9 protein-coding genes are annotated in these 15085 nt (G+C 41.7%); 1 reads left to right on the top strand and 8 read right to left on the bottom strand.

The features are described 5' to 3' along the window. The 6 genes from ACEW8O_RS12650 to ACEW8O_RS12625 form a co-directional block, all read right to left on the bottom strand. Window positions 1–710, bottom strand: a 710-nt coding sequence (locus tag ACEW8O_RS12650; RefSeq protein ID WP_373494991.1) for an alpha-hydroxy acid oxidase, incomplete at its 3' end; no start/stop codon positions are given. Between the two features lie 146 nt (window positions 711–856). Further along, the gene (locus tag ACEW8O_RS12645; protein ID WP_373494990.1) at window positions 857–1744 is read right to left on the bottom strand and encodes a catechol 1,2-dioxygenase; all 888 of its coding nucleotides are present in this window, start codon (window positions 1742–1744) and stop codon (window positions 857–859) included. A gap of 313 nt (window positions 1745–2057) precedes the next feature. Then, window positions 2058–4226 carry a molybdopterin-dependent oxidoreductase gene (locus ACEW8O_RS12640; RefSeq protein WP_373494989.1) on the bottom strand — a complete coding sequence of 723 codons (2169 nt, stop codon included), beginning with the start codon at window positions 4224–4226 and terminating at the stop codon, window positions 2058–2060. Between the two features lie 41 nt (window positions 4227–4267). Beyond that, window positions 4268–6373 carry a PQQ-dependent dehydrogenase, methanol/ethanol family gene (locus tag ACEW8O_RS12635; protein ID WP_373494988.1) on the bottom strand — a complete coding sequence of 702 codons (2106 nt, stop codon included), beginning with the start codon at window positions 6371–6373 and terminating at the stop codon, window positions 4268–4270. 195 nt (window positions 6374–6568) lie between these two features. Then, on the bottom strand, window positions 6569–7609 hold the full coding sequence (locus tag ACEW8O_RS12630; RefSeq protein ID WP_373494987.1) for a methyltransferase: 1041 nt from the start codon (window positions 7607–7609) through the stop codon (window positions 6569–6571). A 79-nt stretch (window positions 7610–7688) separates the two neighbouring features. Continuing rightward, a complete protein-coding gene (locus ACEW8O_RS12625; RefSeq protein ID WP_373494986.1) occupies window positions 7689–9164 on the bottom strand; it encodes an amidohydrolase family protein in 1476 nt (491 codons plus the stop codon). An 873-nt stretch (window positions 9165–10037) separates the two neighbouring features. Here ACEW8O_RS12625 and tnpA point away from each other — a divergent pair. Continuing rightward, the gene (gene tnpA, locus ACEW8O_RS12620) at window positions 10038–10484 is read left to right on the top strand and encodes an IS200/IS605 family transposase (protein WP_373494985.1); all 447 of its coding nucleotides are present in this window, start codon (window positions 10038–10040) and stop codon (window positions 10482–10484) included. Window positions 10485–10917: 433 nt separating this feature from the next. Here the strand turns inward: tnpA and ACEW8O_RS12615 are convergent, their stop codons facing one another. Together ACEW8O_RS12615 and ACEW8O_RS12610 are read right to left on the bottom strand one after the other, a co-directional pair. After that, window positions 10918–12840, bottom strand: coding sequence for a histidine kinase dimerization/phosphoacceptor domain -containing protein (locus ACEW8O_RS12615; RefSeq protein WP_373494984.1), 1923 nt, complete (start codon window positions 12838–12840; stop codon window positions 10918–10920). A gap of 427 nt (window positions 12841–13267) precedes the next feature. Then, window positions 13268–15085: prolyl oligopeptidase family serine peptidase (locus ACEW8O_RS12610; RefSeq protein WP_373494983.1), on the bottom strand; the 1818-nt coding region annotated here is incomplete at its 5' end.

Below are 15085 nucleotides of genomic sequence, written 5' to 3'. Positions count from 1 at the left end.
AGGATTCCTTCCAGGTTCCCCATTTTGAGTTCGCCTGCCTCGATTAAACTAAAAAGCGTCGTTACACTCGTCTCCCGATTTCCGACTACCGGAGTATCTACAGTCAATACACAGACCGGACATCCCGCCTGTTCCGCTTTCTCAAGAAGGATTTTGGTGATTTTTCGGTCAGGAGTTGGATATAATTGAAACCACAGATTGGGACCGTAAGCAGATGCCACTTCGGAAACTGAATAGTTTGACACGGTAGAGACAATAAGCTGATGTTTTCTGGAAGCCGCCGCTTTTGCTGTTGCTACCTCTCCATCTTTATGGAAGAATTTTTGAAACCCAACCGGACTCAAAATAATCGGTGTCTCAAGCGTTTGCCCAAACAGATCAACCTTTGTAGAAGTAATACTGACATCAATCAATCTACGCGCCCGGATTTGGATTTTATTATAACCTTCAAGGTTGGCCTTTACTGTTTTCAAATCATCAGCCCCTCCATTGAGGTATTCAATGGCATCGTCCCCCATGACTTTTCTGGATAATACTTCCAAGTCAAAGACATTTTTAAAGTCAGGTATTTCCTCGGCTTTGTCAGGACTTGTTTGGCATTCCGAAAGCGGTATCATGGGAAAGGCGAAGGCTAAGCTGGACAAACCAATCCACTCAATAAACTTTCGTCTTTGAATGTCAGTCTGTTGGTAGGAATCTAAATTGCCCATTTATTTAAAGGTTATTTTTTAATTCCTGATTATCGATTTATACTGATTCTATTATTCGCTCCTTCATTTAAGAACTTTTGAGTGTTATACCTTCCAATATACCCTGAACCTCCGGTGATGCCTACCTTTGTCATGTTTCCATTTTTTTACTCATTATACTTTAAAAATTTTACGCCAGTGTCCGTCTTGGTGGGTTGGGTAATAACTGCTTTAGAACCACCATCCGCCAATAATTCAAAACTGACTTTCGGAAATCCTATTCCCCCTTCAAAATTATTGTTGCCCATATACTTTAATGATGCCACCAATTGACCATTGCGTTTCATAAACAACAGGTCATCGTTCTTAATAAACTCAACCTTGGTATTGTCTTCCATCTGATATAGACCTGTAATTTTTTTATACACCGCTGTATCGAGTGGAATTTCTTTACTCATGGTGACATTAAATACAATCAATAGTTCGCCAATACTATCTTCGGTAAGATCCAATATTCTGTTTACTGCCTGAGGTGCAGAGGCCCATTGGTCGGTCTCCACATATTTGCCTCCTTTAAAATAAAGTTGTGTTATCAAGTCTTGTTGATTTGGTACCGATACACGCATGTGTATGTGTGCAGGTCGCCAAGATGATTCATCGGTGGGGTTAGCTTTATAGGGAACCGGCAAAATAGATTTAAACCCATATTTCCCATCGGATTTTGTTATTTGTCCGCCGCGATAGTTGTATTCGTCTGACGCATTATCATAGACTTGATGTTCATCGCAATGCCAGATTTCAACCATGGCATCGTTAACAGGAGTTTTTCCGTCCTCCTTAAAAATGATTCCTTTTAAAACAATCGGCGTCCCATTTGAATCGGCAAGCCTGAGATTGGTGCGCAATGGCGCTCCCGGTCTGTAAAAAGGTCCCAGTATATCAGTGGTTGTGGGAGTGTCACCTTCAAATTTTTCCCCATTCCAGCTTAGACTGCCAAACGCACTGATGCTGAGAACGGTAAGTGATGAGTTTTTGATAAAGGTCCTGCGTTCCATAATAATTGTTCTAGTTGTTTAAGTTAAATTGTTTTTTATCAAGGACCTTGCGGGTTTGCCTTATTTGGTTAATCCTTGTATTTTAAAACTTTAATTTCTTCATATTTTTCCAAAAGCTGAAACGCCAATAGCAGTGAGGGTTGAACTCTTGATAAATTTTCTACGATTCATTTTAATATGTATTAAAGTTCTATTTATTTCAATGGATCTTCTCTCCACGTTTGGTCTTAACAATTTACCAAAAGGTTTGTGAATGAATCGTGGCTGACATAAGCAAGCTATTCCTCATATCACTTGTTGATGGTTTTCTCTATTACACTTTCTCAACCTCTACTTTTGCATCTTGAATAGCACCGCCTCTACCCATATCAGTCAACAGGTCGTTTGTTAATGCATTGGCGGAAGATCCTCCTTTTATTAATGAAGGCCAGAATCCTTGTGGCATGCAGACTACTCCTTGCTTTACTTTATTGCTAATGCGTGCTGTTATGAACACCCTACCTCTTTGGTTAAACACTTTGAGCTCATCGCCATCAGCAATTTGCCGCATGGCAGCATCCTTAGGATTGACTTCCAAATAAAATTTACCCTCTTGCTTAAGGATATGATCTACGTTGGCATGGCTACTGTTCAGGAAATTTTCAGGGGTCTTGATGGTCAATAAATGCAATGGGTATTGCTTTATTTCTTCATCACTGTATTTGAATGGAATATACTCCGGAAGCGCTTGTTCCAGGTTAGGATCATAAAAATGGCACTTTCCAGAGCTGGTTTTGAAATTTCCTTCTGCATGGGGCATCCACTTCGCAGGAAGGTTTAGCTTTTGCCCACCTTTTTTCCTTAGCGACGTAAAGGAAATGCCCTTCATATATTCATGATTGCTATCAAGGGTCTTTTTTACAATATCGATATCCGATTCGTAAAAGTATGCCTCTTTGAATTCCATTTCCCGGGCCAGTAGTCTGAACAGTTCTGAATTGGGCTTTGATTCCCCTATCGGCTCAATCGCAGGTTCATTGATATTCAAATAGGGCGTTCCCCAAGAATCGAGGATATCCCAATTTTCAAGAACACTGGTTGCCGGAAATACATAATCAGCATAACGGGCCGTATCTGTCAGGAAATGTTCCGATACGACAGTGAGCAGGTCATTTCTTTCCAGACCTTTACGGACTAAATTCTGATTGGGTGTAGTGACTGCGGGATTAGAATTATAAACAAACAGGGCATCGATACCGGGATTTAATTCCCTGTTGTTCAACGCCTTTCCCAATTCAACCATATTGATCGATCGGGTTTTTGGATTGGCCAGTGCAGCAGGGAGGTTTATGCTTTGCCAATTAAGTGCCTCGCCAAAAAGTTCATAAGTCATATGCATCAATCCACCTCCGAAATGGCGCCATGCACCTGTTAAAGCCGGTAACATTGACACTGCTCTAAAGGCACTTGCTCCGTTGACCTGATGCTCCATACCAATCAGCACACGAATCAGTGAAGGCGAAGCTGTGGCATATGCTTTGGCTAGCGCAATGATGGTTTCCTTTTCCAGACCTGTGATTTGAGCAACCGTTTCCGGATCATATTTTTGCACATGCGCTTCTAACTGGGTTATGCCTAAAGTGTAATTATCGATGTATTCCTGATCCCGAAGGTTCTCCGCTAAAATGACATGCATCAAACCCAATGCAAGGGCCGTATCTGTTCCCGGGCGCGGCTGAATATGCCAATCAGATTCCTCCGAAGTTTTCGACTGAAATGGATCTACCGTAACGATTGTTGCACCATTGTTTTTTGCCTCTTTGATAAAAGGCCATAAATGTTGATTGGAAAGAACAGGATTGGTGCCCCATAATATGATGAATCTGCTGTGAATAATATCTTCTGGCAACACGCCGGTTGTTTGACCGTTCGTAGCCAATACACCTTCGACAGCAGCATTTCCACATATTGTTCTCTCTAATTGACTGGCGCCTATATGAGCGAAGAATTTACCGGAAATGGCTTCTCCCTGAACCAATCCCTGATTACCGCCAAAACTATATGGAAGAATTGCTTCTCCCCCCTTTTGGTCAATAATATCTTTAAGTTTAGCGGCTACTTCACTGATGGATTGTTCCCAACTGATTTTTACAAATTCACCGCTTCCTTTTGGTCCACTTCTTTTTAATGGTGATAAAATCCGGTCAGGATGTAAAGTTACATCATTGGGAAAGCTGACCATCTTAATGCAAAGCTTACCCGCCGTATAGGGATCGTTTTTGTTCGCTTGAAAATCCGTTACCTTATTACCGACAGTACTTACCGTCCAACTGCAACGGTCCGGACAATCATGATAGCAGGCGCCAAAAACTGTTTTAGCTGTTACGCTATCCGAACAACCTGGAAGAACAGAAAGAGATGTCAGGCCTATTCCTGCGGCACCTTTTGCACTTATCCCAATAAATTCCCGGCGATCTATGCCTTTATTTTTTTTCGATTCCATTTTCGGATTATAATTTACAATCAATGGTCAATTATATAGGGCTACTTTGATCGCAACTCGTTTGCGGCATGTAGTATGTAATTCTTGATTTCATGGACTTCTTTTTGGGTGAGGCGATCCGAAAAATCCGGCATCCCTTTGTTGAGAAACATTCCTTTTAACACAATATCCTCCATAATCCCAAAGATGCCTTCACTTGAATAGGCCAAATTGGGAATAGAGCCACCGTTATCTCCCATCTTACCATGACAAGTGCGGCAATTGGCTGTATACAACAATTGTCCATTAGAAATTTCTTCCGAAGTAGCGGAAACAGGAAGTTGAATGAGTTCTTTAGGTTTGGTCTTATAAAATCCAGCATACGGTTCGTTGGCATCTATGGCGAAGGTGAAGATAGTTCCTGGATAATTTTCCTCTGTAAACCTGACCCATATACCTGGATTACCTCCCCAGCCTACCACAATGGATACATACTGTTTACCATTGACCATATAGGTTATCGGAGATGCGATTACCCCGGAACCGACATTGGTTTCCCATAGCTTTTTTCCATCCTCTGCATCGTAAGCTATAAATTTACCCTCACCCGTTCCCTGAAACACAAGTCCTCCGGCTGTGGCCATCACACCACCATTCCAATAGGTTGCCGGATAATCCACCCGCCATTCTTCCTTTTGTGTTCGGGGATTCCAAGCCAGCAATTGTCCCTGATTCATGTTGGACGGACTATTCGGATCCGTGACCGTTGTAAGATGGGCAATGGGCGTAGAAATATTCCGGCTGTTCTCCTTGAATGTCCAGATGGAATCATTACCATAAGGAAATGAATTCACGTGAGCCGGGAAATACACTAACCCAGTTGTGGGATTAAAGGCCATCGGTTGCCAATTATGTCCGCCTGCAGGCCCGGGAGAGATCACCCTGTTTTCATTTTTATACCTGCTAAAATCTGTCTCAACAGGTCGCCCTGTAATTTTATCCACACCGGTCGCCCAGTTCATATAGGTATAAGGCTCAGCTGAAATCAACTTTCCGGTTTGTCGGTCCAGCACATAGAAAAACCCGTTTTTTGGCGCCTGCATGATGACCTTTCTTTTCTGACCCCCCAATTCCATGTCGGAAAGCAGAAGATGTTGTGTGGCGGTATAATCCCAATCATCTCCCGGTGTGGTTTGATAATGCCATACATATTCTCCATTGTCGGGATTGAGTGCTACAATTGAGGAAAGGAAAAGATTGTCCCCTTTTCCGTCACTCCTGTGAAACCAGTCCCACGGCGCACCGTTGCCCGTGCCCACATAAAATAAATTGAGTTCGGGATCGAAAGCCATCGCGTCCCATGCAGTGCCACCTCCACCATATTTCCACCACTCGCCGGACCAGGTTTTGGCTGCCATTTCCATAGCTTTGGATTCGAAAGGTTTTGAGGGGTCACCGGGTACGGTATAAAATCGCCATTGCTGCTCACCGGTCAGGGCATCGTAAGCAGTGATATAACCCCTTACACCAAACTCTGCACCACCATTTCCAATGATCACATTCCCCTTGACAATTCTTGGAGCACCTGTAATAGAGTATGCTTTAGTGGTGTCCACGGTATGTATTTCCCACACAGGTTTGCCGGTAGCTGCATAAAGTGAAATCAAGCGGCCGTCTAAAGTTCCCACGAAGACCCGACCCTTATATAAGGCCAATCCCCTGTTTACCACATCGCAGCAAAGATTCTTTCCGACTTTTCCGGGCACTTCCGGATCATAAGTCCAAATCATCTTTCCGGTTAAGGCATTCACTGCAAACACTTTGCTCCATGGACCAGAGAGGAACATAATCCCGTCTACTACCAACGGGGTGGTTTCAATACCCCGCGTTGTCTCCAGATTCAACGCCCAAGCCAAACCGAGTTTCCCAACATTATCTTTATTGATTTGTGTAAGGGAACTGAATCGATCTTCTGCATAGTTTTTCCCATAGGTCACCCAATTTTCAGGTGTATTGTCTGCGTTGACCAGATAGGCTTCATCAATCATTGAGGTAGCCTGTCTAATGTGTTCCTCAGAACCATGGTCAGGTTTATTAGTACAGTGAATTGACGTAAATGTCAGTCCAAGTATGAAGATGACTGAAGAAATCCGTATGAAATTATTCATTTTAATAATCTTTGATAACTACAGGAATTGGTTGTGAAATTCTAAATGCCTGTATCTTGAAATAGGTAATTGATCGCCATACTCTCAACAGAACCATATTTATATTTTTTCATCCAGTACCGATTTATGATCATTTGATTTAAAATGTTAAATATGAATTGTTTAGACTTTTACATCCCTAACAATGTAGAAGTATTATTTGTAAGCTATAACAGCACTTGTGGGTCCGGTCAAAGGAAGTATTGATGTTGATTTAAAACCGATGGTTTTCGCCCAATTTTTGAAGTCTGCAAATGTGTAGTCAAAGCCTGTCCCGGTTTCTATGAGCATATTCAGACTCATCATTAAGCCTAGAGCATTTTTCTTCCTTTCGTCATCAATGACATTTTCAATGGCTATAAATACCCCGCCATCAGGCAACGCTTCATAAGCTTTCTTCATTAGCATCAACTTGGTTTCCTCATCCCAGTCGTGCAATATATTTCCCATCGTTATGACATCAGCTTTGGGAAATTGGTCTTTGAAAAAATCACCACTGATTGCTTTTACCCGGTCTTGCAGGTGAGAGTTCTCAATGGTATTGTTAGAAATTGGAGCCAAGGATGGTAGATCCCATGAAATACAATTCATATGCGGTTGGTGTTTGGCAACCATGATAGACAATGTTCCGCCCGAGCCACCGATATCGACCAGTGTCTTGTATTTAGAAAAATCAAAGGTTTGGGCAAGGTGTATAAAGTTGCCCATTTGAATACCACTCATGGCATTGGTAAATTCTTTCAATCTATCTTCATCAGCATATATAGCATCAAAAAGATTCTCCCCATTTTTTGCTTCATTTTGCAGCATTCCGGTCAAAAGTGCTTCTTCCAAGTTCCCCCAAAAACCATATAGGCGGTTGTTCAGCATTTCCAACATGCCACCAATGTAGGAGGGTTTGTTTTTGTCCAGGAAAAAGTCAGTGTCGATGGTGTTGGAATATTTTGCTGTGTCCAATAAGCCTTCTCTGTTCAAAAACCCAAACGTGGTCAAGGCATCCAAATAATCAAAAACATGACGGTCAGTGCATTTCAAATCTAAATCGGTTTTAATTTCAGATCCTGACATGGTTTTGTTTTTAGCCAGCGTTGTAAAAATTTGAAATTTTACAGCGCTCAAAAGGATCTTGGAGGTCCAAAATGCTGTTGAAGTTTGCATGATGTTGCCCGCATTGGGATGATTGCTAGTTTGTTCCATTTTTAACTGTTTTTTCTGTTAGCTTACTCTAGTCGGTTTTCGGCTTTCCCGTTTCTTATTTTTATTTATGTCTTGAAATCTACTTTTTAAACCTTCCATACACACCTTGTCCCGGGAAAACATTGGATACAGTCTTCCCATTTTTCAATACAAAGGTTCCGTTCACCAATACATACGCTATCCCTTCCGAAAACTCCAATCCCCCTTCGAAAGTCGCTTTATCAATGATCGAATTGGGATCAAAAACGGTGATGTCCGCGTCGGCACCCACTTGTATCCTTCCTTTGAACCGCATCATGGGAGCTATTCCTTCGAGTCGCTTTGCAGGAAGCAATGTCATCTTTTCAATGGCGGTATTTAAGTCCAGCACTTGATCTTCTCTGACATATTTTCCCAACACCCGCGAAAAAGTCCCTGCGGTACGGGGATGGGCGAGTTTACTATAAGGCATACCATCCGATCCGATAATCACCCCGGGTGCGGCAATGCCCCTTGCAATCCATTCGGGTTGCATCATGTGCATGATTACATATTGATTGGTTCTTCGGTGTCTTGCAAAGGTTTCTTTGGTAAGGCGTTCCCCTGTAGCCACCAACTGCAGATCCCCATAATCAATACCCAATCTTTCCTGCCATCCTTCATTGAACATCGCTGTCATCAAACCTGTAGAAGCGGCGGTATATGGATACAGTTCTGTGGTGATGTCAAAGCCTTTTTGGGCAGCAGCACTGACCATGTTCAAGGCAAAATCAATTTGACCCAGCGACATGCTGTTAATGTGAACAATGTGCAAGGGTGCTCCTGTGAGGGTGGCATCGGCTATCACTTCCTGCAAGGATAAAATACTGGGCTGCCTGTTATGTGTGTAAATCAAGGCATCTATTTGTCCTGCCAATTCAAATACGCTGTACATTTCAGCTGGCTTTGTATCAGGTAAGTAGCCTATAGGAACCCCAATTCCGATAGCCCCTTCCCCCAAGGCAGATTTAATATTGGTGAGGGTTCGATCCGATTCTTCGGATGTCAGATCTTCTGTAAAGGAAGGACTGGCAATGTGAAAAAAAGATTGACGAGCATACTTTTTTTCCTGAACCAAATCCAAAAGTTCATCCACACCATCCTGATAACTTGCCAATGCCTTCATACGCTCAAATGGCCAACAAACACTCGCACCATAATGGATCAGCGCATTGCCTTGACGAGATGCATACCAAGCACCTGTATGTTCGATTCCCCATTCGAGTTCCAAAGCCGTCGTGACCCCATCATGGAGTTGATATTCCTGTTCAACATTGCTCATGCCATGCACATGTAAATCAATAAAACCGGGGGCAACCACCATCCCGCTCACATTGACAGTTTCTTTTCCCGACAAAGGATCAGAACTGATCATCGCTATGCGGCCGTTGATTATGCCCACATTTTTGATGGCATCAAGTTCGGTTTCAGGGTCTATTACCCTGCCTCCTTCCAAGACAATGTCATATTGGAAAGTGGATTGGCCAAACGCATTCAAAGAAAGGGTAAGAAAGAGGATTAAAAATGTATTTCTCATGTTTTAACCTTGTTAGATTTATTGTGGGTTCTGATTAGCAGGGGTTTAATAAAAGTCTTCGTTCCGCTAACTAAAGAAAGATATGAAAATCTATGGTGCCAAATGGCCGACTTAGGACGAAATGCCACTATTTCTTCCCCAATGAACGGGTTTTCTTTCCGAAGAGGAATTTTACCTCTGCTGTTTAGGACCTAATATTCAATGAGTAGGTTTGTTTCACATGAACTGTCGGTTTGAGAGAAGAAGATTACCGCCTGCAATTCTTATTTTTCCTCTTGATCAAGCAAACAGATTAAATTATCAAAACTTCCAAAAACTGTAAATTTTGATAATTTTTGGTTGTTTCTCCTGTGTATGTCTAGGTTAAAGATTTTTGAGGAGAATGGGATTGAGTTTGATGAGAAATATTTGTTGTGAGGGCATTCTAGTTTGATAGACGGGCAGTTTTTAAATTTAACTCCTTCAGAGTTGGGAAAAATTTAGGGGATAAGTGTCAATCAAGACCCCACATTGTCATGTGGGGCTAATCGAATTAATTCCCCGCCACGGCGGGCAAGCTCTTCAGGAATTTTCTTGGATTCCATATTTGTGCTTGGTTCAATAAAGGAATCAAACAATTTGTTTTTATATTATTGGTCAATATTCGACACCCAACCACGAAGTGGTTGAATTCGATTAGCCACACATTGCTATGTGTGGATTACAAATCAACGCGTCCATTTTCCCTATCAACCCTGACAGAGCCTGTCCCGAAAATCGGGAGGTTGAATTTGAAAGACCTCTACCAACTTATCCGTTTAAAATAACCCACGTTTGAATTCAATTTTTTAAATTCAATCTGAAAAATGATTTTTAACCCTAAAACTTTTAACCATGAGTACTTACACACAACTCCTTTGCCACATTATTTTCTCCACTTACAAGAGAACTCCTACTCTACATGAAAAAGGTCGGCCTGAATTATTTTCCTATATCTCCGGGCTGTTAAAAAACAAAAATTGCCATCTGTACAGGATCAATGGAATGGGAGACCACATCCATATATTCACCCATGTTCATCCGATGATTAATGTTTCATCCTTGATCAAGGATATCAAGCTGGCCAGTTCAGATATGATAAAAATGAACCGTCTTTTTGATCATTTTGAAGGTTGGCAAAATGGTTATGGGGCATTCTCTATCAATTATGCTTCAAAAAACAACCTGATCGAATACATCAAAAACCAACAGGAACATCATAAAAAGGTGGATTTTTTGGACGAATACAAAAGTATCTTGGAGGAAAATGGGATTGATTTTGATGAGAAATATTTGTTGTGATTGGATTTTGGCCAGCCGGGTTTTCAAATTCAACCCATTCAGGGTTGGGAAAAAAGAGGTGATTGATTAAATTATCGACCCCACATTGTGATGTGGGGCTAATCGAATTGATTCCCTTCAGGAATCGAAGTGGAGAAAGATTGAGAAATTACCCATTTAATCTGGTAAGCCATTACGGAATCTACAATATAAATTGAATTAAAAAATTTGAAAGGAGGCATGTAGATTCATGGTTGACTCTCGAAAATTCCTCAACCACAACGTGGTTGAATTTGATTAGCCACACATCGCTATGTGTGGTTATGAAATTAAGGAGTGCATATACTTTTCAACCCTGATAGGGGTTGAATTTAAATTAGGGCAGCAGCTTAACCCATTATTTTACCCCATATAATCAAGTCTGCCTTCAAAAAGAAATAAATCCGTTACATCATCATGCAGCTTTTTCAGGTTTAAAATCAAAATATATCCGGGTACCATTCTTCACTTCTTCCTGCATTGTACCGTTTAATTGCTGGGTAAGCAGCGAGATCAACTGACCGCCAAAGCCGGTGCCTTTGATCTGCCCGCTTTTACCTACGCCATTGTCGCATACCTGTAACTGAAGAACGCCATCCCCATTCTTTTGAAGGGTGATTTCAACTTTGCCCTGCTGTCCTTCAGGGAAGGCATATTTAAGCGTATTTGTCAGCAATTCATTAACAATTAGCCCAAGTGGAACAGCTGTGTCAATATCCACATCAAGGTTATCCATGGCACATTCAAGGGTTACCCGCTTTTCCGCACCAAAAGATCCGATCAGACTTTCACCCAGGTTGATAAAATAATCTTTCATTTCAATGGAACCAAGGTTGGTGCCCTGATAGAGTTTTTGATGTACGATGCCAATGGATTGCACCCTGTTCTGCCCTTCCTGCATCGCATCTTTGGTGTTGGGGTCATCTATCTGTGATGATTGTAATGCCAACAAACTGCTGACTATCTCAAGGTTGTTTTTTACACGATGGTGGATTTCTTTTAACAGCAATTCATTTTCCGCATTGCGTTTATCGAGCAGCACATTTTTTTGGTCTAATTCTTCATTCAGTGCCGCCAATTTCTGGTTGCTTTTTTGTTCCAGTCTATAATTGCGATATAGAAGTCCGAGCATAACAGTGCCAAGTAGTAGGGCAACGATATAAAAAGTCTGTTGTTGCCGTTTTGCAATAAGCTCTTTATCTTGTTTGAGTACATTCATCTCCAATTCACTCTCACGCAGGCTTCTTTCGTTTCTTTCCAATTCGATACTTTCGTTGGTATCTGCCCATTCAACATAATATTCAAGAGCCTTCTTGTAATCGCTGTTGAGCGCATACATTTTGGATAATTTTTTGATAAAGCTCGCCGTATTTGCTTTGGTATTTATCTCAATTGAGGAATTCTTGGCTTTTTCATAATAAGCAATTGCTTCATCAATTCGGCCTTCTACCTCAGCAATATCACCCAATAGCGAATGCGCAAATTGATAAACATCAATGGTAGTCAAGTGATACTTTTCTAATAGTTGTATGGTTTTAAATAGGTAGGATTCTGCCTCTTCGTACCTTTTTCTTAAAACAAGGTAGTTTCCCATTGAGTAAGAATGCCAGGTATGGTGAAAGGGATTGGTGATTTGAGGTAACAGCTCATCTAATTGGTTTAAATAAAATTCAGTTGAATCAGGGTTGGAATTTTCATAATGATAAGAGAGAAGTTTGTAAGCTATGACAAGGGCTTCATTTTTTTCCGGATAATCTGATTCTTGATAGGCAATCATACTCTCTTTTAAATATTGAATTCCTATTTCTTTTTCTTCAGGCAAACCATATTGATAATAAAACCTGCCCTTGTCTTTCAAAATTTTGAGTTGAACCTCTGTTCGGGTATCAGCTTTAAGCAGATCCAATGCTTTTACAAAAAGATCAAGCCCTGGTTGTGGTTCACCTCTTATTATTTTTATCAAAGCCCAATTGATCAACAAATCATATCCTAACACTTTATCTTTTTGATCGTCGGGGATTTTTTCATAATACGACCAGCCAATTGGAGCAATAGAATCTACAATAATAAAATTATGCGAGCGATTGGACCTGTCGGTGATATCTCGGAACAACTCGGCCAATTGTTCATATTGAAGCGGCTTATTGTTTTGAAGTAAGTCAACAGCCATGTCAAAATAATAAACAGTACTGTCACGGTCAAAATGCGGCATTTCCCTAAAATACAATGCCTTTTCCTGGTACTTTTTGCTTAAAGTAACAATTTCCTCAGTTGAAATGCTTTGAGCAGCTACTTTGGTTATTAAGAGAAAAAGAATGAAAAATAAAGGGGTTTTCATTTGTGTTTACGATATAATCAGTTGTTTGTATCAGGGCAATTAATTGGGGATTAACTTTATTTTAAATTGAGAAATTATAGCGATGAGGATGATCCTTTTATGTGTTTTTGTCATTTATTCCCTAAAATAGTCAATTAGCCAATTTTTTAAATATGCACATTTTTTTTAATTTTTGGAAATTGTCTTTCAAGACCTATTCATGAAGCCCTTAGAACTTCTAATCTTCATGTATTTTTTTCTGGATATACCTAAATGTCGCCTCATAGGCAGCTACCCAGTTTCGGTGCAATAAAAACCAATCCGCCTCAACCACAAGGTGGTTGAATTCGATTAGCCACACATTGCTATGTGTGGATTTGAAATTGACAAATGCATTTATCTTTTCAACTCTAACGGAGTTGAATTTGAAAGACCACTACCTCAAAATTTACCTCCCAACCTGCTCCTCAATAAACCTAAACGCCGCTTCATAGGCCCCAACCCAATTTTTGTGCAACAAAAACGAATGCACCTCATCCGGGAAGACCAGCTGCTCTACATGCACGCCCTGTTTCCTCAACACTTCCAGCAACTCCACACTTTCAGAAAACAGTACATTCCTATCATCATCACCATGGATCAATAAGACCGGTTCTTTCCAATTTTTAACATGGTACATAGGGGAAGACTTGAAAGCCAATTCGGCCATTTCTGGAAATTTCTCGGGCTTGTACCAGGGTGCAAACACCCCAATGTCATTGTTCCAATTGTGTACTCCATGAATATCCACCCCTGCCAAAAACTTACCGGGTGCCTGTGAGAGGGCATGGGCTGTCAAAAATCCCCCATAACTTCCGCCCCAAGGAACAATTTTCGAAGCATCCACATCGGTTCTGGATGCCAGATAATCTGCCGCGGCCATTACATCCTGCACCTCACTTGCTCCGCCGGCACCATAATTGTCCTCTTCCCTGAAATCCAATCCATAGCCAATCCCACTGCGGTAATTCAAGGAAAGTGCGATATAGCCATTGGCGGCAAAAAACTGCTGCATGGCATAAGCATGACTGTAATACAACCCATAATTAAAACCCAACAGCATTTGTCTTCTACTGCCTCCATGCAGGAAAATCACGGCAGGATATTTCTTTTTGGCATCGTAATCAGGAGGTAGGAAAAGTTGACCGTAGGTTTCAAAACCGTCTGCTGCTTTAAAAACCAAAGCCTCAGGCATCGTGAGGTTATCAGGAAATTGCTCCGGGAATAGATTTTCAGCCAATAACTTCTCTTGTCCATATTGAACAATCACCGGCCAAGCTGGTCGATTGTGGGTAGATGAAATATAGGCCAAGCCATTTTCCAATCGGACCGGAGACCATTGGATTTCATCTTTTTTACCCAAAAATTCCAGATCATAGCTATACAGGTCCAAGCGCCATATATTTCTCCTGTCGATATTCCCGATATTGGAAGTGATGAGCAATTCACCGGGAACCCAGCTGCTTTCCACCCATTCCACCTGTCCATCTCCCGGTGTCAGGTGTTGGACTTCTTTGGTGGAAGGATTGACGGCATATAAATGCATCCAATTGTTTTTCTCCCAAGGGAAGACGATCGAACCTGAGGGAGTCCACCACAACCGAGAACTGGTAGCAGGAAGGTCGCGGACCATCACACTGCCCTTGCCACGATCGGCCTGAAATACTTCTTCGCCTGTCCTACTCGCCACATCCAGGACACGGATGCTCCAGGGATTGGCTTCCTTGAGGGAGGTAAAGGGCAATTTGTTGTTGATATTCGGAACCCGGAGGTAGGCCAGTTTTTTCCCATCCTGACTCCATGCAGGATACCCATCATGGTCCATGCTGGGTTCGGGATAGAGGGTTGTCCCTTTTTCCAGGTCAAACAAACCCACAAATGCATGGTCTGTGCGGTTGCTGGTAAAGGCTAATAATTTCCCATCAGGACTCCAGGTCAACTGACCCAAAGATCCCCTTGCAGAAAATAAAGGTTTGTCTTCACCGTCAGTTCCCGATAATTCTTTCAAATACACTTTGCCTGATTTGATAAAAGTCAACTTTTTTCCATCCGGATGAAAAAGCGGTGCATAGCCGACCGAAAATGATTTCACCTCACCCTTACCCAGATCAACCCAAAGAATTTCCCTATCGGTACTTTCCTGCAATTGGGCCGGATTGGCGGGTTCACCAACAGGGTTTCGGCTGTTTCCCCTCACAAACACCAAAGAATTCCCATCAGGAGAAAA

Origin of the sequence: Aquiflexum sp., assembly GCF_041749095.1 — a bacterium.
Taxonomy (GTDB): Bacteria; Bacteroidota; Bacteroidia; order Cytophagales; family Cyclobacteriaceae; genus Aquiflexum.
The sequence above is the reverse complement of the archived record's forward strand: the minus strand, read 5'-3'. Positions and strand labels throughout refer to the sequence as shown.

What these genes read in the sequence shown, in the direction of transcription:
- ACEW8O_RS12635 (WP_373494988.1), bottom strand. Translation starts at nt 6,373, where the DNA reads ATGAATAATTTCATACGGATTTCTTCAGTCATCTTCATACTTGGACTG.
- tnpA (WP_373494985.1), top strand. Translation starts at nt 10,038, where the DNA reads ATGAGTACTTACACACAACTCCTTTGCCACATTATTTTCTCCACTTAC.
- ACEW8O_RS12625 (WP_373494986.1), bottom strand. Translation starts at nt 9,164, where the DNA reads ATGAGAAATACATTTTTAATCCTCTTTCTTACCCTTTCTTTGAATGCG.
- ACEW8O_RS12640 (WP_373494989.1), bottom strand. Translation starts at nt 4,226, where the DNA reads ATGGAATCGAAAAAAAATAAAGGCATAGATCGCCGGGAATTTATTGGG.
- ACEW8O_RS12630 (WP_373494987.1), bottom strand. Translation starts at nt 7,609, where the DNA reads ATGGAACAAACTAGCAATCATCCCAATGCGGGCAACATCATGCAAACT.
- ACEW8O_RS12645 (WP_373494990.1), bottom strand. Translation starts at nt 1,744, where the DNA reads ATGGAACGCAGGACCTTTATCAAAAACTCATCACTTACCGTTCTCAGC.
- ACEW8O_RS12615 (WP_373494984.1), bottom strand. Translation starts at nt 12,840, where the DNA reads ATGAAAACCCCTTTATTTTTCATTCTTTTTCTCTTAATAACCAAAGTA.